The following is a 19,404-nucleotide window of genomic DNA, read 5'->3' as shown; positions in this document are numbered from 1 at the left end:
ATTGCCATGGACAATAACGTGACGATGCCCGCCGACCTGCCTGACCTCAAGCTGCTTCAGCTTTTCGATCTCCTGTACGACGTGCGCAGCGTCACGCGCGTGGCCGAGCAACTGGGCCAGAGCCAGCCGACGGTCAGTATCTGGCTCGGGCACCTGCGGGAATACCTGCACGATCCGCTCTTCGTCCGGACACCCGGCGGCATGGCGCCGACGCCGCAGGCCGACGCGCTGATCGGGCCCTGCCGGGAAATTCTCGAGTCTCTCCGGCGCTTCACCGCGTGGGAGATCGCGTTCGATCCTGCGACGGCGCAGCGGCGCTTTCGCATCTGCATGACCGATGCGAGCCACATCACGCTGCTGCCGCGGCTGTTGGCCCATGTCCGGGCGCAGGCGCCTGGCGTTCGGCTGGAAGCCGCACGGATCGACGGCAATACGGAACGCGCGCTCGAATCCGGCGAAGCCGATCTCGCGATCGGCTATGTACCATGGCTGGGCGGCGGCATTTATCAGCAGAAGCTGTACGACCAGGACTGGGTCTGTCTGGCGAACCGGCATCACCCGAGGATCCGTAGTCGTCTCGGGGCAAAGCAGTACCGTTCCGAAGGACATGTCGCCATCACGGGGGGGACGGGGGCGCAACTCCTCGAACAGGCGTTGCGGCAGGCGGGCATCGAGCGGGACATCGTGCTGGAGTTGCCGGGTTTCCTGGGTTTGGGGGCAATCGTCCAGACGACCGACCTGATCACGACGCTACCTCGCCACATCGGCGAGACGCTGGCTCAGGCCAGCGATCTGGCGGTTCATGCATGCCCGATTCCGGTCGAAGGTTTCGCGGTACGGCAGCACTGGCACGCGCGCTATCACCACGAGGCCGGCAACCGGTGGCTGCGCGGCGTCGTGATTCGACTGTTCGGTGCAGCGCATTGACCGGCGGCTTTTGCCTACCGATTTGTCTGCCCGTTTGTTAATGTGTGTTCAATTCGGACCGCTCCCGGACTGCCCAGGCAACTATGGAAATCAAGTGGATCGAGGATTTCATCGCCCTCGCGCAATACCAGAGCTTCTCCCGCGCCGCGGAGTTCCGCAACGTCACGCAGTCGGGCTTCAGTCGCCGAATCCAGTCGCTCGAGCAGTGGATCGGCGCGGAGCTGATCGATCGCAGCAGCTTCCCGCCGGTGCTTACGCCGGCCGGACAACTGTTTCGCGAGACGGCTGAAGACGTGCTCAGCCGATTGTTCGATACGCGTGCAATCATTCGCACCGAGCAACGAATCGCCGGCAAGAGTCTGCAGATTGCGGCCGGCCACACGATCGCGCTCAATTTTCTGCCCGGCTGGCTCAAAGCGCTTGCGCCCCATTTCGGAGAAGTTCGGGCGCGCGTCATTCCTACCAATGTTCACGACTCGATCCTGATGCTCGTCAACGGGAACTGCGAGCTGATGTTTGCGTATCACCATCCCGAACTGCCGTTGCATCTCGACCCGGGCCGATACGAGCACGTGACCGTCGGTATCGATACGCTGATGCCCGCATGCAGGCCGAACCGGCGCTCGGGGCCCATGTTTCGCCTGCCGGGCACGAAGCAGGTTCCGCTGCCGCTCATTTCGTATACGGACACCAGCTACTTCGGACGTTGTCTTGCGTTGCTGCTCACCCGGGCGCCCGGAACACCCGTATTGCAGCTGCACTACGAGTCGGACATGGCCGAAGTGTTGAAGAAGCTCGTGCTGGCGGGCGAGGGCGTCGCGTGGCTCCCCAGGAGTTCGATCGCCGCAGAGCTGGAAACCGGCGATCTCGTGCCTGCCGGGCCGGCGGCGTGGCATCTCGAAGTCGAGCTGCGCGTCTATCGCGATGTCTCCAACCGCAGCGAATTCCTGGACACGCTCTGGCAGCACCTCCGTTCGGCATCGCCGCGGCTCGGCTAGGGTTTTCCCATCGTATGCGAATCTCGCATACGATCATGATGCACTGGCATCACGGTTTTATTGACGCTCCCTACCATTCGTTCCAGCGGCAATTGTGACGTCCGGCCGGCGTCATTTGAGCCCATTCCCAGCGCCCCGCAGGCTTCGGCCACCCGGCGCCCTCCAAGGACGAATGGACATGAAAAATCGCCTCACTCTCAACATCGCTGCCGGCATGGTTCTAGGTGTCGTTGCCGGCTACGTGTGTCACAAGAACCTCGCCGATCCCGGTACGCTCAAAGCGGTCGCCGGTTACTTTTCGATCGTGACGGACATCTTTCTGCGGCTGATCAAGATGATCATTGCGCCGCTGGTCTTCGCCACACTCGTTTCGGGCCTGGCCGGGATGGACAGCGGTGACGACGTCGGCCGGATCGGCTTTCGTTCGGTCGGCTGGTTCATCTGCGCGTCGCTGATTTCCCTGGGCCTTGGGCTCGTCATGGCCAATGCGCTGGAGCCGGGAGCCGGTCTTCATCTGACGGATACCGCCGCGGAGGTCAACACGGGGCTGAATACGGCTGCGTTGAACGCGCGGGACGTGATCACGCACGCATTCCCGACCAGCCTGCTCGATGCAATGGCGCGCAACGACATTCTCCAGATCCTCGTATTCTCGGTATTCCTTGGCATCGCGCTGAGCGTACTCAGGAAAGACCCGCGGGTCGGCGTCGTGATCCAGGCAATCGACGGACTGGTGCCGGTGATGTTGCGCCTGACGAACTACGTCATGCGAGCGGCGCCGCTCGGCGTGTTCGGCGCGATCGCTTCAGCGGTCACGCTTCGCGGCCTGGATGTGATCTACACGTACGGCAAGCTGATCGGCGCGTTCTATCTCGGATTGCTCGTCCTTTGGGCGATCCTGGTCGGTATCGGTTATGCATTTCTTGGGCGACGCGTCGTCGGCCTGCTGAAAGCCGTGCGCGAACCCGCATTGATCGCCTTCTCCACCGCGAGCAGCGAGGCTGCCTATCCACGCCTGACCGAACAACTGGAGAAGTTCGGCGTCGACAAGAAGGTGGTCGGGTTCACGCTTCCGTTGGGCTATGCGTTCAACCTCGACGGTTCGATGATGTATCAGGCGTTCGCAGCGATCTTCATCGCGCAAGCCTTCGGCGTGCACATGCCGTTGTCGCAACAGGTCGTCATGCTGCTGATTCTCATGCTGAGCAGCAAGGGCATGGCAAGCGTGCCGCGCGGATCCGTCGTCGTCGTGGCCGCGGTGGCCCCGATGTTTCACCTGCCGGCCGCGGGCGTCGCCATGGTTCTCGCGATCGATCAGATTCTCGATATGGGGCGCACGATGACGAACGTCATCGGCAACAGCGTCGCGACGGCCGTGATCGCGAAGTGGGAAGGCAACCGGTCGGCTGCGCCGGCCAATGCCGCCTTCGACACGCCGGAGCTGAACGCATGAAACACGCCGAATCCGTGGCCGCTCGGCGGAAGTTCGGCGTCGTCGGCGGTCTTGGCCCGCTCGGAAGCGCCGACGTGTTCTTCAAGATGGTGAAGGCAACCGCCGCGTCGTCCGATGATGAGCATGCCGACATGATCTTCGAGCAGCGCCCCTTCAGCGGTTCGGGATCGAGCAGCGCCGCTACGACCGAACGCAAGCTTTACGTGTTCGACATGATCCGCGAGTTCGAGAAGCGTGGTGTGACGACCGTCGTGCTCCCATGCTTTCTGAGCCATACGTTTATCGATGAACTGAAGGCGAACACGCGGCTGCCGATCGTCGACATGGTCGACGCGCTTCGCACCTACGTGCGGCAAACGTTCCCCGGCGTTACCCGCATTGGCGTGATGGCTTCGGACTATGTACGCGGAAAGAAATTGTTCGAGACGTACTTTCCTTCACCGCGGTTCGAGATCCTCTATCCGCGGGCGCAGGGCGAAATTGATCCCGTGACCGACGCGATCTACGGGCCGGACGGGATCAAGCGCGGCAACCTCCGAGGGCGGCCGGTCGAACGACTGCGCGCTGCGTGCGAGGACCTGACGGATCAGGGGGCGCAGGTCATCGTCCCGGCCCTGACGGAAATCGCACTTGTCGCGGACGCGCTCGGCCCGCAGCGCGTGCCGCTGATCGATTCCAATCTGGTGTACGCGCAGTACGCCGTTTCGGCGCCGGGCGGTTCGTGCGCACCGACGTTCAAGGTCGGCGTCGTCGGCGGCGTCGGGCCGGCCGCAACCGTCGATTTCCTGAACAAGGTCGTGCGCAACACGCCGGCGTCGCGCGACCAGGACCATATCAAGCTGCTGGTCGAGCAAAACCCGCAAATTCCCGATAGAACGGAAAATCTCGTCGGCTCCGGCACGGACCCTACGATTTCGTTGTATTCGACCTGCAAGAAGCTCGAGGACGGAGGCGCGGACGTCATCGCGATCCCCTGCAACACTGCCCATGCATTTGTGGAGCGCATTCAGCCTTGGCTCGGCATCCCGATCGTCAACATGCTGACGGTCACGGCCGCTTATCTGCGCGAGACCTACCCGGCGCTGCGAGCGGTTGGCGTGCTGGCAACGTCCGGGACGATCGAGAGCGGCGTGTACAAGAAGGCGCTCGATGCGCAGGGGCTCACGCAAGTCGCGCCGGGGCCCGAGTTGCAGGCGCGCGTGATGGAAGCGATTTACGGCAGGCACGGCGTCAAGGCGGGTTTCTCGACGGGACAATGTGCGGAAGACGTCAAGGCGGCGGTCGATGGATTGATTTCAGACGGCGTCGACGTGATCGTGCTTGGCTGTACCGAGCTGCCGATCCTGTTGCCCGGCACGGAGTACGTTTCGCGAAACGGCGTTCGGGCAACGCTTGTCGATCCGACCGAGGTGTTGGCACGTCGATGCATCGCCTATGCCGCCACGGCCGGCGAGGGAGCATGACCGGGCCGCTCGACCGGTCATGCTGCCGGCGCGCATCCGGTTACGTCCGGCGCCGGCCCATCGGTGCGATCCGCGCCGGCGTCGAATGGCTCAGGCCATCGACGGATCGGTCACGCCGGGGGCGCCGGTTTCGACATATCCGGAAAACTGCCGCAGAAAACGGGCATCGGCGTCGCACGTGATGCTGATGTCATACCATCGCTTGCTTGCCGCGAGGGACCACGGAACCTGTACCGTCCGTCCGGCCTGCACGGTCACGGATTGCGCCGCGACACCGTAGCGATTGTCCGTGATCGTGAATGTCACGCCGGATGTTCCGCTATTCGTCAGGCTGATCTCGAGGTCGCCCTGGGTGACTTCATAGCAGACCGTCGCTTCCCGTGTACCTGCATTCGAACCGGAGGAACTGAAACGCCGAACGAAGCCGTTGGGGGCGACCACCGTGATGTCGTATGCGGCGACACCGGCCGCCGCGGCGGCAAAGCCCCAGCTGTCGGACAGCCGGGTTCGCGTATCGACCGTATAGCGCCTGACCGACGTGGGTGAAATGCCGGAATGGACGGCAAACCCGGCCGCGACGCTTCCGCTGTTCACGAACGTGAGCGTCAGGCTGCCGGATGCGGGGCTTTCGGCGGCATTGACGAACAGCTCATACGGCAGTGCGCGCGCGTTTCGGCTGCCGCGCTCCTGCTGCGCCATCACCTGGTTGAGCGGCGCCGTGGGGGCCGGCAGCGTGCTTTGTGCGGCCGCCGCCGCACTCAATCCTGCCACCGACGGGACGGTAACGGCGCTCGCGTCGGGGTTCGTGAAGTCGAACGCCGAAGTGAGGTCGCCGCACATTGCGCGGCGCCATGCGCTGATGTTCGGCTCGACCACGCCGAAGCGTTTCTCGAGAAATTTGATGATCGACGTATGGTCGAACACCTCCGAGCATGTCCACGCGCCCCTGGACCACGGCGAGACGACGAACATCGGCACACGCGCGCCGAGTCCCACGGGGCCCGCGGGATTCGTCGCGCTGCCCGAATAGAATTCACGCGCGGTGGGGACGTTCGACAGGCCGTCCTGGCCGGAGGCCGGTGGCGACGGCGGAACGACGTGGTCGAAGAATCCGTCGTTCTCGTCGTAGGTGACGAACAGGGCCGTCTTGCTCCATGTATCGGGATTGGACGTCAGCGCGTCCAGCACGGCGGCGATATAGGTCGCGCCGTCGGCCGGCGAGCGAGCGGGGTGTTCCGAGCACATGTACGGCGGCAAGAGCCAGGATACCTGAGGCAACGTGCCGGATTTCACGTCACGGGTGAAGTCCGCCAGGGTGCGCTTGGTCGTGCCGTTTGCCACGAGTGCCGGGTCCGCATTCGCCGACGTATAGGCCTGGAAGAAATTCAGGACGTTGTACGGATTCGGAAAATCGACGTTCGTGGATCCCGCGGGGGCCGGCGTGAGTGTCGTCTTGAACGATTCGGTGCCGTCCGAACCTTGATAGACATGCCAGCTGATACCGGCCTTCTGCAGCCGCTCCGGGTACGTCGTCCACGTGAAGATATTCGCCGGCGTGTTGTCGATCAGCGGTCCGCCGCCCGTGCCGGCCACGTCGATCATGCCTGTCATCAGATGGAGCCGATTCGTGTTGGTCGGCCCCATGCACGAGGAGAAATAGGCATCGCATACGGTGAATGCATCCGCCAGCGCGTAATGGAACGGGATATCGTTCCGCGAAAAGTGGCCCATCGTGAGCGCGCCTTTCGCCGAAACCCAGTTGTCCCAACGACCCGCGTTCCACGCGCCGTGCCCGTCGGCCCAGCCGTGCGGAAGCGAGCTGATCGTTTGCGCTTTCGTCGCGTTGGTATCGAGATGGAAGGGGTTCACATACGCACCCTTGCCATCCGGTTGATTCCACATCGAGCGTTGATTGTCGATGGGAAACGTCGATCGATCGTTGAAGCCGCGAAATCCGGCGTGTTGGCCAAGGTAGTGATCGAAAGAGCGATTTTCCTGCATGAGGATGACGACATGCTCGACATCGGCGATCGTTCCGGTCTTCGAGGCCGCCGGAATCGCGAGCGCACGCCGTATGCTGGCCGGCAACAGCGTCATCGCCGTCGTCGCACCCAATACTGCTGCAGATTGCCTGATGAAATCTCTACGGTTAATGGTCATGTTGCGCTTCGTACAATTGATCAGTTGCCGCAGTGAAAAATCTTCTTGGTGGCCGACGTGGAATCGATATGGCCGCTGTCGTCGCCGCATCCCGAAAGCATTGCGCTCGCGAGCAACAAGAACAGACAGGTGACTGCCCGGGTTTTTTTCATCCTCTATCCTTGGCCGATGTCGATGCGTCGCTATCGTTGCCGGCCGTACACGTGAAATCGAGCTGCCGATGCTCGTACTGGCGTGAAAGCGGCGGGAGACGATTCTGCCGAGTCCAGGCCAAGCCGCTTTCCGCAGGCCTGCTCCTGGTGGTCAGGCAGTGGACGACTCGACGCAAGACGCAAGACCGTGCAAGGGCGCAATGCCGACCGCCCCGCACGCCGGAACGCCGAGCGCACCGTCGTTCCGAATCCATGCCGGAGCCGGGACCGGAGCGACGGGGCAGTGCCCGGGCGTGCGCATTCGAACATCGAAAGATGACGAGATGGAGACGGACATATTCGTTTCCATTTCAAATCATTTCGGATGGCTTTCGAAGTCGTTCTAGTTTCGTATTGCCCGGAAGGCATGCCGATGCGACGGAAGACCGCCTTGTCGGTCAGATTCCGTGCGGGTTTGACTGCGGAGTGGTTTCGAGGAATGGAGGGCGATGCGCGCGCAGGCTGCATCGCCCGTGACGGCTCGGGGCAGGGGGAGGGAGCGGGAGCGGCCGTTGCCCGACGTGGGCGTCGATGCCGGCTCGTTCGGACTACGCGTGGACGCCCACCCGGTACCGTGTCGTTTGCCGATACGTAGCGCCCGGATAGAGGATCACGTCGTCACTCAGGCCGGCCATGTTGACCTGATTCGGAAAGCCGCCGGCTTCGACGCACAGCGCGGCGTGTCGCGCGCAAAGCGTGCCGCCGCTCACGCGCACGCCGTCGAGATAATTTCCCGTATAGAGCTGCAGGCCCCGCTGATCGGTCGACACGAGCAACTCGCGCCCGCTTTCCGGATCGTAGACCCGCGCGACGGGCCGAACCTCGCGGGCGCCGTCGCCCACGACGAAGCAATGGTCGAAGCCGCGCGCGCGTGCCAGCTGCGAATGGGGCCAATCGAGGCGCGCGCCGATCGGTGCGCTCTGGCGGAAATCGAACGCCGTGCCCGTCACGTCGGCCGTGCCGGTCGGGATCAGCGCGTCGTCCACTTCGAGGAACGCATCGGCGGCGATGTGCAGCAGATGGCCGCGGACATCGCTGCCGGGGCGCCCGTTCAGGTTGAAGTAGCTGTGATTCGTCAGGTTCAGCGGCGTCGGTGCGTCGGTCCACCCCGCGTAGTCGATCGTCAGCGTGCCGTCGTCGTCGAGCGTGTAGCGAACCTGGACGCTCACGTTGCCGGGGAATCCGGCGTCGCCTTCCGGCGAATCGAGCCGCAGCGTCAGCCCGCCGCAGTCGTCGATCACGTCCCAGCGCACGCGATGAAAGCCGTTCGCGCCGCCGTGTAGCAGGTTGCCGTTCTCGTTGCGGTCGAGCAGGTAGTCGACGCCGTCGAGCGCGAAGCGCGCGCCGGCGATGCGGTTCGCCCAGCGGCCGATCGTCGCGCCGAGGTAGACACCGGATTCGAGGTACTCGGCCGGCGTGTCGTGGGCGAGCACGATGTCGGCAAAGCGCCCCGCGCGGTCGGGGGCGAGCCACGACACGACGGTCGCGCCGAGGTCGCTGATGCCGACGCGCATCCCGTGCGCGTTGCGCAGCGTGTAGCGCCGCACGGGCTCGCCGTCGGGCAACGTGCCCCACGGCTCGGAAGGCACGCGTGCCACGCCGGGTGTCAGGTGTGAGGAGTCGGTATCGAGGTGCATGGATGGAGGTCGGATGGGCGGCAGGCGTCAGTTCGTGGCAGCCGCGCGTTCCTGATATTCGCGCGGCGTGCAGCCGAGTTCGCGGCGGAACACCGCGTACATGTATTGCAACGACGTGAAGCCGCAGCGGATCGCGACTTCCGCGCTCGACACATGGCGGCCGGCGAGCAGCGCCTGTGCGGCCTCGAGCTTGTGACGCAGGATTTCCTGGTGCACGGTGCGCTGCAGTTCGCGACGGAAGTGCTCCTCGAGCAGCGAGCGCGATACGCCGACATAGTCGGCAACCTGTTCGGTCTTGATCCCCTGGCACGCGTACTGGCGAATGAAATGCCGTGCGCGCATCACGTGCTGGCTCGCAAGCGGCTGGTGGCGCGTCGATTCGAGCACGTTGATGCCGACCGGCGGCACGAGAATGCGCTGCCCGGGAAAACGCGCGCCGCGTAGCATCCGGTGCAGCAGGTGCGCGGCGGTGCGGCCCATTTCCTCGGTGCCCTGGATCACCGACGACAGCGGAATGCGCGTCAGCGTGCGCGTGAGCGGATCGTTGTCGATGCCGATGATCGCGACCTGTTCCGGTACCGCGATGCCGGCGATCATGCAGGCCTGCAACAGATGCCGCGCACGCGCGTCGGTGACGGCGATCACGCCGACGGGTTTCGGCAGCGCGTGCAGCCAGCCGATCAACTGCTCGATCGCGTGATTCCAGCCCGACGCGCTGGTCGACAGCCCGCGATAGATCGGCGCGTCGAGCCCGTCCGCGCGCGCAAGCTGGTCGAACGCCAGCTCGCGCTGCTGCGCCCAGCGGTTCTCCTGTGCGATCGGCAGGCTGTACATCGCGAAGTGCGCAAGGCCCGCACCGATCAGATGCGAATACGCGAGCGACACGAGCTTCGGGTTGTCCGTCGCAATATATGGGACATCGGCCGGGTACTGCGCTGGATCCTCGTACGACGAGCCGACCGCGACGATCGGCAGCGGCGAGCCGGCGAGTGCGTCGGCGACGGCAGGATCGTCGAAGTCCGCGATGATGCCGTCGCCGTCGAAACGCTCGATGCCCGTGAGCCGGCAGCGGAAGTCGTCTTCGAGGAACAGGTCCCACACCACGCGGGTCGTGTGCAGGTACTGGCCGATGCCGCTGATGATCTCGCGGTCGTAGACCTTGTTCGCGTTGAACAGCAACGCGATGCGATGCGGTGTCTGGGCGGAAGGGGCGCGTGTCATCTGGGTGTCGGGGCAAACGCGTCGAGGACGCGGCGCCGTTGTCTCCGGGGTGCGCTCGCGACGGCGGCGCGCGGTGGATTGGTGTACGGCGATTGTAGGACGGAATGCGCGCGGCGCGAGCGCGGCTGGCAAGAAACATCAAGCGTGCTGCGCAATTTCGCAATTGCCGGCCGGCAGGCGCACGGGCACGATCCAGCCAACCGAATTCGGCCGCGTGCGTCGCCACGACGCGCGTTGCGCTGCAACAAGAACCTGCACGGAGACGCCATGTCGTATTTCGAACATATTCCCGCGATTCGCTACGAAGGCCCGCACTCGGACAACCCGCTCGCCTATCACCATTACGACCCCGAGAAGCGCGTGCTCGGCAAGACGCTCGCCGAGCATCTGCGGATCGCGGTCTGCTACTGGCACACGTTCGTGTGGCCGGGGCACGACATCTTCGGGCAGGGCGCGTTCCGCCGGCCCTGGCAGCAGCCGGGCGACGCACTCGAGCGGGCGCGGCAGAAAGCGGATGCGGCGTTCGAGTTCTTCACGAAACTCGGCACGCCTTTCTATACGTTCCATGACACGGACGTCGCGCCGGAAGGCGACAGCCTGCGCGAATACGCGGCCAATTTCGCGCGGATGGTGGACTATCTCGGCGAGCGCCAGCAGGCGAGCGGCGTGCGGCTCCTGTGGGGCACGGCGAACCTGTTCTCGCACCCGCGCTTCGCGGCCGGCGCCGCGACGAACCCGAACCCCGACGTGTTCGCGTGGGCCGCGACCCAGGTGTGCCATGCGCTCGACGCGACCCACCGGCTCGGCGGCGAAAACTACGTGCTGTGGGGCGGGCGGGAAGGGTACGAGACGCTGCTGAATACCGACCTGAAGCGCGAGCGCGATCAGTTCGCCCGCTTCCTGTCGATGGTCGTCGAACACAAGCACAGGATCGGCTTCACGGGCGCGCTGCTCATCGAGCCGAAACCGCAGGAGCCGACCAAGCACCAGTACGACTACGACGTCGCGACGGTGCACGGCTTCCTCGTGCAGTACGGACTGCAGAACGAGATCCGCGTGAACATCGAGGCGAATCATGCAACGCTCGCGGGCCACTCGTTCCATCACGAGATCGCGAACGCGTTCGCGCTCGGCGTGTTCGGCAGCGTCGACGCGAACCGCGGCGATCAGCAGAACGGCTGGGACACCGACCAGTTTCCGAACAGCGTCGAGGAACTGACGCTCGCGTTCTACGAGATCCTGCGTCACGGCGGCTTCACGACCGGTGGCATGAACTTCGACGCGAAGGTGCGGCGCCAGAGCGTCGATCCGGAAGACCTGTTCTACGGCCACGTCGGCGCGATCGACGTGCTCGCGCTCGCGCTCGAACGCGCGGCGGTGCTGGTCGAGAACGACCGGCTCGACGCGCTGCGCCGGCAGCGCTACGCGAAGTGGGACGACGCGTTCGGCCGCCAGATCCTGTCGGGCGGCTATACGCTGGAATCGCTCGCCGCCGATGCGCTCGCGCGCGGCGTGGATCCGCAGCACGCGAGCGGCGCGCAGGAGCGGCTCGAGAACATCGTGAACCAGGCGATCTACGGGCTGCGCTGAAGCCATGTACATCGGACTCGATCTCGGCACGTCGGGCGTGAAGGCGGTGCTGCTCGATCGCGACGGCACGGTGCGCGCGAGCGCGAGCCGCGCGCTGACGGTGAGCCGGCCGCAACCGCGCTGGTCCGAGCAGGCGCCGCGCGACTGGTGGGCCGCCGCATGCGCTGCGCTCGCCGCGCTCGTATCGGATGCACGCACGGCCGGCATCGATCCGCGCGACATCGACGCACTCGGGTTGACCGGGCAGATGCACGGCGCGACGCTGCTCGATGCCCATGGCGACGTGCTGCGTCCCGCGATTTTGTGGAACGACGGCCGTGCGGACGCGGAGTGCGAGGAACTCGAACGGCTCGCGCCCGCGCTGCGCACGGTGGCCGGCAACATCGCGATGCCGGGCTTCACCGCGCCCAAGCTGCTGTGGGTGCGTCGGCAAGAACCCGACGTGTTCGCCCGCATCGCGTACGTGCTGCTGCCGAAGGATTATCTGCGCTACCGGCTGACCGGCGCGTTCGCGACCGATCCGTCGGATGCCGCCGGCACGCTGTGGCTCGATGTCGCGAAGCGCGATTACGACGACACGCTGCTCGCGGCCTGCGGGCTGTCGCGCACGCAGATGCCGACCGTGTTCGAGGGCAACGCGGTGACCGGCACGCTGCTGCCGGCCGTCGCGCGTGCGCTTGGCCTGCGCGAGATTCCGGTGGTGGCCGGCGGCGGCGACAATGCGGCCGGCGCAGTGGGCGTCGGCATCGTGCGGGCCGGCGACGCGCTGCTGTCGCTCGGCACGTCGGGCGTGTATTTCGCGGTGTCGGACGGGTTCCGCGCGAATCCCGAATCGGCGGTGCACAGCTTCTGTCATGCGCTGCCGAATACATGGCACCTGATGTCCGTGATCCTGAACGCGGCCGGCTGCATCGACTTCACCGCGCAACTCGCCGGCTACGACGGCGTCGCGGCGCTGCTCGACGATGCCGAGGCGAACGCACGCGAGCGCCGCCCGTGGTTCCTGCCGTACCTGAGCGGCGAGCGCACGCCGCACAACGACGTGAACGCGAAGGGCGTGTTCTACGGGCTCACGCCCGATACCCGGCGCGCGGATCTCGCGAACGCGACGCTCGAAGGCGTCGGCTTCGCGCTGCTCGACGGCATCGACGCGCTGCATGCGTCCGGTCTCGCACCCGACAGCATCACGGTGATCGGCGGCGGCTCGCGCAGCGCGTACTGGACGCAGATGCTCGCCGACCTGAGCGGTCGTGTGCTGACGCTGCGCGCGGGCGGCGAGATCGGGCCGGCGCTCGGCGCCGCGCGTCTTGCGCATCTCGCGCTCGAACCGGATGCGTCGCTCGCCGACGTGTGTCCGCAGCCGCCGGTCGTCGCGGTGCGCGAGCCCGATCCCGCGCGGCACGCGTGGTATCGCGACGTGCGGCGGCCGACGTTTCGCGCGCTGTACCGCGCGCTCGAACCGGTATTTGCAACGGGCGCGTGACGCACGTTGCAGTGACTCGATGCGGGCGGTGCCATCCGGCGGCCGCCCGCGGTTCGTGAGGTGGTTCCATAACAAGGAGTCTGGAGACATGAAAACCGTGACGCGTCGTACCGTATTGAGTTCGCTTGCCGGCGCCGCCGCGCTGGCGATCCTCGCGCTGGGCACGCCGCTCGCGCATGCGAGCAAGGACAAGCCCGAGATCGGCTTCTGCATCGACGATTTGCGCGTCGAGCGCTGGTCGCGCGATCGTGACTATTTCGTCGCGGCGGCGACGAAGCTCGGCGCGAAGGTGTCGGTGCAGTCGGCCGACGCGAGCGAGGCACGGCAGATTTCGCAGATCGAGAACCTGATCTCGCGCGGCGTCGACGTGATCGTGATCGTGCCGTTCAACTCGAAGACGCTCGGCAACGTCGTGGCCGAGGCGCGGAAGGCCGGGATCAAGGTCGTGTCGTACGACCGCCTGATCCTCGACGCGGACGTCGATGCCTATATCTCGTTCGACAACGAGAAGGTCGGCGAGCTGCAGGCGCAGGGCGTGTTCGACGCGAAGCCGAAGGGCAACTATTTCCTGCTGGGCGGCGCGCCGACCGACAACAACGCGAAGATGCTGCGCGAAGGACAACTGAAGGTGCTGAAGCCGGCGATCGACCGCGGCGACATCAAGGTCGTCGGCCAGCAGTGGGTGCCCGAATGGAGCGCGTCGACCGCGCTGCGGATCGTCGAGGATGCGCTGACCGCGAACAACAACAAGATCGACGCGATCGTCGCGTCGAACGACGGCACGGCCGGCGGTGCGATCCAGGCGCTTGCCGCGCAGCATCTGGCCGGCAAGGTGCCGGTGTCCGGGCAGGACGCGGATCTGGCTGCGGTCAAGCGCGTGATCGCCGGCACGCAGACGATGACCGTGTACAAGCCGTTGAAGCTGATCGCGAGCGAAGCCGCGACGCTCGCGGTCGATCTCGCGAAGGGGACGAAGCCCGCGTTCAACGCGCAATACGACAACGGTAAGAAGAAGGTCGATACGGTGCTGCTGCAGCCGACGCTGCTGACCAAGCGCAACGTCGATGTCGTCGTGAAGGACGGCTTCTACACCCAGGCCCAGCTGGCGAGCCAGTAACGGCACGACGCGCGGGCAGCGCACCGGCGCGCCCGCGCGCATCCTGCGAGGCATGAACGAATGACGGAACCCCTGCTGACGATGCGCGGCATCGTCAAGGCATTCGACGGCGTGAAGGCGCTCGACGGCATCGACCTGACCGTGCGCCCGGGCGAGTGCGTCGGGTTGTGCGGCGAGAACGGCGCGGGCAAGTCGACGCTGATGAAGGTGCTGTCGGGTGTCTACCCGCACGGCACGTGGGACGGCGAGATCCGCTGGGAAGGCGCGCCGCTCGTCGCGTCCGGCGTGCGCGACACCGAGCGTGCGGGCATCGTGATCATCCACCAGGAGCTGATGCTCGTGCCCGAGCTGTCGGTCGCCGAGAACATCTTCCTCGGCAACGAGATCACGCTGCCCGGCGGGCGCATGCATTACGCGGAAATGGTGCGGCGCTCGGAAGCGTTGCTGCGCGAGCTGCGGATCGATGCGATCAACGTCGCACAGCCGGTGATGAACTACGGCGGCGGCCACCAGCAGCTGATCGAAATCGCGAAGGCGCTGAACAAGCGCGCGAAGCTGCTGATTCTCGACGAGCCGTCGTCGTCGCTGAGCGCGGCCGAAACGAGGATCCTGCTCGACATCGTGCGCGACCTGAAGCGCCGCGGCGTCGCGTGCGTGTATATCTCGCACAAGCTCGACGAGATCGACGCGGTGTGCGACACCGTGACCGTGATCCGCGACGGCCGCCACGTTGCGACCGAGCCGATGCGCACGCTCACCACCGACCGCATCATCGCGATGATGGTCGGGCGCGAGATCGGCAATCTCTATCCGCGCGAGCCTCACGAGATCGGCGACGTCGTGCTCGAGGCCCATCACGTCACCTGCCGCGACGTGACGAACCCGCGCCGCAAGCGCGTCGACGACGTGTCGTTCAGCGTGCGGCGCGGCGAGATTCTCGGCGTCGCCGGGCTGGTCGGCGCGGGCCGGACCGAGTTGATGCAGGCGATTTTCGGTGCGTATCCGGGCGAGAGCACGGCGGCCGTGCGGATGAACGGCCGCACGCTGGCGGTCCGCTCGCCGGCCGATGCGATCCGTGCGGGTATCGCGATGGTGCCGGAGGACCGCAAGCGCCACGGGATCGTGCCGCAGCTCGGCGTCGGCCACAACATCACGCTGGCGGTGCTGCGCCGTTTCGCCACGCGCGGCCGAATCGACGCGGCCGCCGAACTCGACGCGATCCGCACCGAGATGCAGCGGCTGTCGGTGCGCGCCGCGCATCCGTTCCTGCCGATCGCGAGCCTGTCCGGCGGCAACCAGCAGAAGGCGGTCCTCGCCAGGATGCTGCTGGCGGACCCGCAGGTACTGATCCTCGATGAACCGACCCGCGGCGTCGACGTCGGCGCGAAGGCGGAGATCTACCGGCTGATCTTCGCGCTCGCGAAGCGCGGCGTCGCGCTGATCGTCGTGTCGTCGGAGCTGCCGGAAGTGCTCGGGCTGGCCGATCGCGTGCTCGTGATCGGCGAGGGCGAGCTGCGCGGCGATTTCGTCAACGACGGTCTCACACAGGAACAGATTCTCGGCGCCGCGCTGAAGCCCGCGCGGCGTCCGGCCGAACCCATTGCAGCGAGTGCCACATGAACACCGAACTTTCGTCTTCCCGGCCCGTATCGGCGGACCCCGACACGCGCGCCGCGGGCGGCCATCCGCTGCGACGCATCTTCGTGCGCTACAAGGTGCTCGCGCTGCTGTTCGCGGTGGCCGCGATCTGGGCGTTCTTCTCGGTACTGACGGACGGCGCATTCGTCACGCCGCGCAACGTCTCGAACCTGCTGCGGCAGATGTCGATCACCGGCATGCTCGCGTGCGGCATGGTGTTCGTCATCATCGCGGGCGAGATCGACCTGTCGGTCGGTTCGCTGCTCGGGCTGCTCGGCGGCGTCGCCGCGATCCTCGACGTCAACCGCCACTGGCCGGTCGCGGCAACGGTCCCGGCCGTGCTTGCGCTCGGCGTGCTGATCGGGCTGTTCAACGGCTGGTGGTCGACCTATCGGCGCGTGCCGTCGTTCATCGTCGGTCTCGGCGGGATGCTCGCCTTCCGCGGCATCCTGCTCGGCGTGACGGGCGGCTCGACGATCGCACCGGTGTCCGACGGCTTCGTGTTCATCGGGCAAGGCTATCTGCCGCGCATGGCGGGGGACGGCCTCGCGATCCTGCTGTTCGCGCTCGTGACGCTCCTGGTGGTGCGGCAGCGCGGCACGCGGCGACGCTACCGGCTCGCGGTCGCGCCGCTGTGGCAGGACGGTGCGAAGGTCGCGGGTGCCGGTGCGGTGCTGTTCGCATTCGTCGCGACGCTGGACCGTTACGGCGGCATTCCGGTGCCGGTGCTGTTGCTGCTCGCGTTGCTCGGCGTGTTCTCGTGGATCGCGACGCAGACGGTATTCGGCCGGCGCGTTTATGCGGTCGGCTCGAATCTCGAGGCAACGCGCTTGTCGGGCGTCGATACCGATCGCGTGAAACTTGCGATCTTTGCGCTGATGGGGTTGATGTGCGCGTTTGCCGGCCTCGTGAACACCGCGCGGCTGGCGGCCGGGTCGCCGTCCGCCGGCACGATGGGCGAGCTCGATGCGATCGCCGCGTGCTTCATCGGCGGCACGTCGATGCGCGGCGGGTCGGGCACGGTCTACGGCGCGCTGATCGGCGCGCTCGTGATGGCGAGCCTCGACAACGGGATGTCGATGCTGGACGTCGATGCGTACTGGCAGATGATCGTCAAGGGCGCGGTGCTGGTGCTGGCCGTGTGGATCGACGTGGTGTCGCGGTCGAACCGGCGGTGACGTGCCGGTCGATCGCGAGTCGGCGGGAGGACTTCCATGGACACGAACACGATGCGCGTGCCGAATGTCTCCGCACTGGAGACAGGCACGCTCATGGCGCCGGATGTCGGTTCGGCGCTCGGCCTCGGTGACCCGCGCGACCGCCGGGTCGTCGCGGATGCGCTCCGGGCATTGCTGCGGGAGCGTTCCGAAGCGCTCGCGTTCGCGATGCGCATCGCCGACGAGTGCGGCCGGCCGCGGCCCGATGCGGCCGATTTCGCGCTGACCGACATCATTCGGCTTGCACGCATCGTCGAGCGGATCGAGCGGGACGGCGCGTCGAAGCACGCTGCCGTACCCGCGGCCGCGTGCTGAAAGACGAGGCGGCCGATCCTGCCTTCGACGGCCTCGTGAGCGATTTCCGCATGTACCAGGGGGCGCTGACGGCGGCGCAAGTCGCCGCGCTTGCTCGGTAGGTGCGCCGTACACCGTAATTGGCCGAAACGCCCGACGCCGGATGCCCGGTGTCGGGCGTTTTCGCTTGTGGGAACGTGCGCATCAGCGTATTGCCGACCCCAAGGGTTAACCCATATTCGACATTATTTCTGGCGTCGTATAGTGCAGCCGTAGATACAAATATCCACTATTACTAATGCCTTTCATTCAATATCGAACGCAAGTCCAAGAGCCTGCCACGCGTATTCGGCGTGCGAGCGCTTCGCGGCGAAGCCCAGGGCTCGCGAAAGAGGTCATTGCATGAACATGGACACACGTACGCCATCGCTGCATCCGCAATTTCCCGCCACGGCCGAGGAAGAGGCCTATACGTATGTGCTCTACCGCATCCGGATGGGGACGTACAAGGCCGGCGATCGCCTGATTCCCGAGGACATCGCCGCCGAGATCGATACGAGCCGCATGCCGGTGAGGGAAGCGTTCCGCCGGCTCGCGAGCGAAGGGCTGGTCGTGATCCGTCCGAATCGCGGTGCGGTCGTGCGGGGGCTCGACGTCGACGAGATGGAAGTGGTGTTCGGCATGCGCGGCGTGCTCGAAGGGCTGGCGGCGCGCATGGCGCTGCCGAACATCACGCCGCAGCATATCGACGAACTGACGCGTCTGATCGACGCGATGGAGCGCGCGGAAGCCGACGGCCAGCAATGGGTCACCGCGCATCGCAGCTTTCACGAATATCTGTGCCGGCTGTGCGGGCGCCAGCGCCTGATCACCCAGATCGCCGGGTTGCACACGGTGGTGGAACCGCACATGCGTCTGTGGCTCGAGCGGGCCTACAAGCCGAAGACGTCGCGCGACGACCACATGGGGCTGATCGACGCGATCCGGGGAGGCGATCCTGCCGCGCTCGAGGCCGTGGTGCGTGAGCATATCGAAGCGACCGTCCCGGCATTGCGCGACTGGATGACGGGCGGCAACTGACGGAAACGGGACGAGGCGGCGGTCGGCGTCTCGTTCATGTCGATAAGGTATCCGAATCAATCATCGTACCAAAACCACGCAACACGACCACGCAGTCATTTCCACCGAAACACGTTACGGAGTAGCAACATGAAACGACCCATGATGAGATTCCTGGTGCTCGCCACCGTCATGCTGGCGGCCGTGCAGGCCCAGGCGAAAGAGTGGAAGGACATCCGGATCGGCTACGAAGGCGCGTATCCGCCGTTTTCGTCGATGCAGCCGGACGGCACGCCGGTGGGCTTCGACATCGACGTCATCCATGCACTGTGCGCGCAGATGCACGCCAATTGCACGCTGGTGCAGATCAACTGGGACGGCCTGCTTCCCGCGTTGATGGCCGACAAGGTCGACGCGATCGTCGCGTCGGTCGCGATCACCGCCGAGCGCAAGCAGAAGGTCGCGTTTACCGACAAGTACTACAACACGCCGCGCCGGCTGGTGGTCGCGAAAAACAGCCCGATCAAGGACGCGACGCCGGCGGAACTGAAGGGCAAGCGGGTCGGCGTCCAGCGCGGCACGCTGGCCGACAAGTACGCGAGCGCGTACTGGGTGCAGAACGGCGTACAGCTGGTGCGCTACCCGACCCAGGACGAGGTCTACCTCGATCTGCGCTCGGGCCGCATCGACGCCGCGTTGCAGGACGCGACTGCCGCGTATTCGGCGTTCCTGACGAAACCGGAAGGTGCGAACTTCAAGTTCGTCGGCACGCCGATCGTCGGTACGACGCCCGAGCAGAAGGCGCTGCTGGGCGAGGGCTACGGCATTCCGGTGCGCAAGACCGACGACGATCTCCGGCAGCAGCTGAACCAGGCGATCACGGCCATTCGCGCCAACGGCGTGTATCAGTCGATCGAGAAGAAGTACTTCGATTTCGATATCTACTGACCAGGCCG

General features: G+C 65.7%; 16 protein-coding genes. 12 read left to right on the top strand and 4 right to left on the bottom strand.

Annotated elements, in window-relative coordinates; all coding sequences use genetic code 11:
• The first annotated feature begins 6 nt into the window (after positions 1-6).
• The 4 genes from AC5LXX_RS35010 to cuyB all read left to right on the top strand — a co-directional run bounded on the left by AC5LXX_RS35010 (position 7) and on the right by cuyB (position 4,841).
• Positions 7-927 (top strand): LysR family transcriptional regulator, encoded by a 921-nt coding sequence (locus AC5LXX_RS35010; protein ID WP_493405840.1) that lies wholly within the window; start codon positions 7-9, stop codon positions 925-927.
• Between the two features lie 83 nt (positions 928-1,010).
• Positions 1,011-1,925, top strand: coding sequence for a LysR substrate-binding domain-containing protein (locus AC5LXX_RS35005; protein WP_322083708.1), 915 nt, complete (start codon positions 1,011-1,013; stop codon positions 1,923-1,925).
• A gap of 178 nt (positions 1,926-2,103) precedes the next feature.
• Complete coding sequence (locus AC5LXX_RS35000) at positions 2,104-3,378, top strand: dicarboxylate/amino acid:cation symporter (protein WP_493413754.1); 1,275 nt, start codon at positions 2,104-2,106, stop codon at positions 3,376-3,378.
• The gene (gene cuyB, locus AC5LXX_RS34995; RefSeq protein WP_493413753.1) at positions 3,375-4,841 is read left to right on the top strand and encodes a cysteate racemase; all 1,467 of its coding nucleotides are present in this window, start codon (positions 3,375-3,377) and stop codon (positions 4,839-4,841) included. The genes AC5LXX_RS35000 and cuyB overlap by 4 nt, the downstream gene beginning before the upstream one ends.
• Before the next feature lie 90 nt (positions 4,842-4,931).
• Here the strand turns inward: cuyB and AC5LXX_RS34990 are convergent, their stop codons facing one another.
• The 4 genes from AC5LXX_RS34990 to AC5LXX_RS34975 all read right to left on the bottom strand — a co-directional run bounded on the left by AC5LXX_RS34990 (position 4,932) and on the right by AC5LXX_RS34975 (position 10,050).
• Complete coding sequence (locus AC5LXX_RS34990) at positions 4,932-7,001, bottom strand: phosphocholine-specific phospholipase C (RefSeq protein ID WP_493413752.1); 2,070 nt, start codon at positions 6,999-7,001, stop codon at positions 4,932-4,934.
• Between the two features lie 20 nt (positions 7,002-7,021).
• Positions 7,022-7,153 carry a hypothetical protein gene (locus AC5LXX_RS34985; RefSeq protein ID WP_493413751.1) on the bottom strand — a complete coding sequence of 44 codons (132 nt, stop codon included), beginning with the start codon at positions 7,151-7,153 and terminating at the stop codon, positions 7,022-7,024.
• 587 nt (positions 7,154-7,740) lie between these two features.
• A complete protein-coding gene (locus AC5LXX_RS34980) occupies positions 7,741-8,829 on the bottom strand; it encodes an aldose epimerase family protein (RefSeq protein WP_493413750.1) in 1,089 nt (362 codons plus the stop codon).
• A 27-nt stretch (positions 8,830-8,856) separates the two neighbouring features.
• The gene (locus AC5LXX_RS34975; RefSeq protein WP_493413749.1) at positions 8,857-10,050 is read right to left on the bottom strand and encodes a XylR family transcriptional regulator; all 1,194 of its coding nucleotides are present in this window, start codon (positions 10,048-10,050) and stop codon (positions 8,857-8,859) included.
• Positions 10,051-10,317: 267 nt separating this feature from the next.
• Here AC5LXX_RS34975 and xylA point away from each other — a divergent pair, with 267 nt between their 5' ends.
• The 8 genes from xylA (at position 10,318) to AC5LXX_RS34935 (ending at position 19,396) form a co-directional block, all read left to right on the top strand.
• The gene (gene xylA / locus AC5LXX_RS34970; RefSeq protein ID WP_124455677.1) at positions 10,318-11,640 is read left to right on the top strand and encodes a xylose isomerase; all 1,323 of its coding nucleotides are present in this window, start codon (positions 10,318-10,320) and stop codon (positions 11,638-11,640) included.
• 4 nt (positions 11,641-11,644) lie between these two features.
• Positions 11,645-13,123: a xylulokinase gene (gene xylB / locus AC5LXX_RS34965; protein WP_493413748.1), complete on the top strand. Its 1,479-nt coding sequence runs from the start codon at positions 11,645-11,647 to the stop codon at positions 13,121-13,123.
• A gap of 88 nt (positions 13,124-13,211) precedes the next feature.
• Positions 13,212-14,240, top strand: coding sequence for a D-xylose ABC transporter substrate-binding protein (xylF, locus tag AC5LXX_RS34960; RefSeq protein WP_124455675.1), 1,029 nt, complete (start codon positions 13,212-13,214; stop codon positions 14,238-14,240).
• 60 nt (positions 14,241-14,300) lie between these two features.
• Positions 14,301-15,860, top strand: a complete 1,560-nt coding sequence (gene xylG, locus AC5LXX_RS34955) for a D-xylose ABC transporter ATP-binding protein (RefSeq protein WP_124455674.1) — start codon at positions 14,301-14,303, stop codon at positions 15,858-15,860.
• Positions 15,857-17,056, top strand: a complete 1,200-nt coding sequence (locus AC5LXX_RS34950) for a sugar ABC transporter permease (RefSeq protein ID WP_493413747.1) — start codon at positions 15,857-15,859, stop codon at positions 17,054-17,056. The genes xylG and AC5LXX_RS34950 overlap by 4 nt, the downstream gene beginning before the upstream one ends.
• Before the next feature lie 93 nt (positions 17,057-17,149).
• Complete coding sequence (locus AC5LXX_RS34945; RefSeq protein WP_493414343.1) at positions 17,150-17,410, top strand: hypothetical protein; 261 nt, start codon at positions 17,150-17,152, stop codon at positions 17,408-17,410.
• 381 nt (positions 17,411-17,791) lie between these two features.
• Positions 17,792-18,469: a GntR family transcriptional regulator gene (locus AC5LXX_RS34940; protein ID WP_493413746.1), complete on the top strand. Its 678-nt coding sequence runs from the start codon at positions 17,792-17,794 to the stop codon at positions 18,467-18,469.
• 141 nt (positions 18,470-18,610) lie between these two features.
• On the top strand, positions 18,611-19,396 hold the full coding sequence (locus AC5LXX_RS34935) for an ABC transporter substrate-binding protein (protein ID WP_493413745.1): 786 nt from the start codon (positions 18,611-18,613) through the stop codon (positions 19,394-19,396).
• The last annotated feature ends 8 nt before the right edge of the window (positions 19,397-19,404 follow it).

It is taken from the genome of Burkholderia torrens (assembly GCF_984668525.1).
Note: the sequence above shows the minus strand (reverse complement) of the source record. Positions and strands in the feature narration are given on the sequence as shown.

What these genes read in the sequence shown, in the direction of transcription:
- AC5LXX_RS35010 (WP_493405840.1), top strand. Translation starts at nt 7, where the DNA reads ATGGACAATAACGTGACGATGCCCGCCGACCTGCCTGACCTCAAGCTG.
- AC5LXX_RS35005 (WP_322083708.1), top strand. Translation starts at nt 1,011, where the DNA reads ATGGAAATCAAGTGGATCGAGGATTTCATCGCCCTCGCGCAATACCAG.
- AC5LXX_RS35000 (WP_493413754.1), top strand. Translation starts at nt 2,104, where the DNA reads ATGAAAAATCGCCTCACTCTCAACATCGCTGCCGGCATGGTTCTAGGT.
- cuyB (WP_493413753.1), top strand. Translation starts at nt 3,375, where the DNA reads ATGAAACACGCCGAATCCGTGGCCGCTCGGCGGAAGTTCGGCGTCGTC.
- AC5LXX_RS34990 (WP_493413752.1), bottom strand. Translation starts at nt 7,001, where the DNA reads ATGACCATTAACCGTAGAGATTTCATCAGGCAATCTGCAGCAGTATTG.
- AC5LXX_RS34985 (WP_493413751.1), bottom strand. Translation starts at nt 7,153, where the DNA reads ATGAAAAAAACCCGGGCAGTCACCTGTCTGTTCTTGTTGCTCGCGAGC.
- AC5LXX_RS34980 (WP_493413750.1), bottom strand. Translation starts at nt 8,829, where the DNA reads ATGCACCTCGATACCGACTCCTCACACCTGACACCCGGCGTGGCACGC.
- AC5LXX_RS34975 (WP_493413749.1), bottom strand. Translation starts at nt 10,050, where the DNA reads ATGACACGCGCCCCTTCCGCCCAGACACCGCATCGCATCGCGTTGCTG.
- xylA (WP_124455677.1), top strand. Translation starts at nt 10,318, where the DNA reads ATGTCGTATTTCGAACATATTCCCGCGATTCGCTACGAAGGCCCGCAC.
- xylB (WP_493413748.1), top strand. Translation starts at nt 11,645, where the DNA reads ATGTACATCGGACTCGATCTCGGCACGTCGGGCGTGAAGGCGGTGCTG.
- xylF (WP_124455675.1), top strand. Translation starts at nt 13,212, where the DNA reads ATGAAAACCGTGACGCGTCGTACCGTATTGAGTTCGCTTGCCGGCGCC.
- xylG (WP_124455674.1), top strand. Translation starts at nt 14,301, where the DNA reads ATGACGGAACCCCTGCTGACGATGCGCGGCATCGTCAAGGCATTCGAC.
- AC5LXX_RS34950 (WP_493413747.1), top strand. Translation starts at nt 15,857, where the DNA reads ATGAACACCGAACTTTCGTCTTCCCGGCCCGTATCGGCGGACCCCGAC.
- AC5LXX_RS34945 (WP_493414343.1), top strand. Translation starts at nt 17,150, where the DNA reads ATGGCGCCGGATGTCGGTTCGGCGCTCGGCCTCGGTGACCCGCGCGAC.
- AC5LXX_RS34940 (WP_493413746.1), top strand. Translation starts at nt 17,792, where the DNA reads ATGAACATGGACACACGTACGCCATCGCTGCATCCGCAATTTCCCGCC.
- AC5LXX_RS34935 (WP_493413745.1), top strand. Translation starts at nt 18,611, where the DNA reads ATGATGAGATTCCTGGTGCTCGCCACCGTCATGCTGGCGGCCGTGCAG.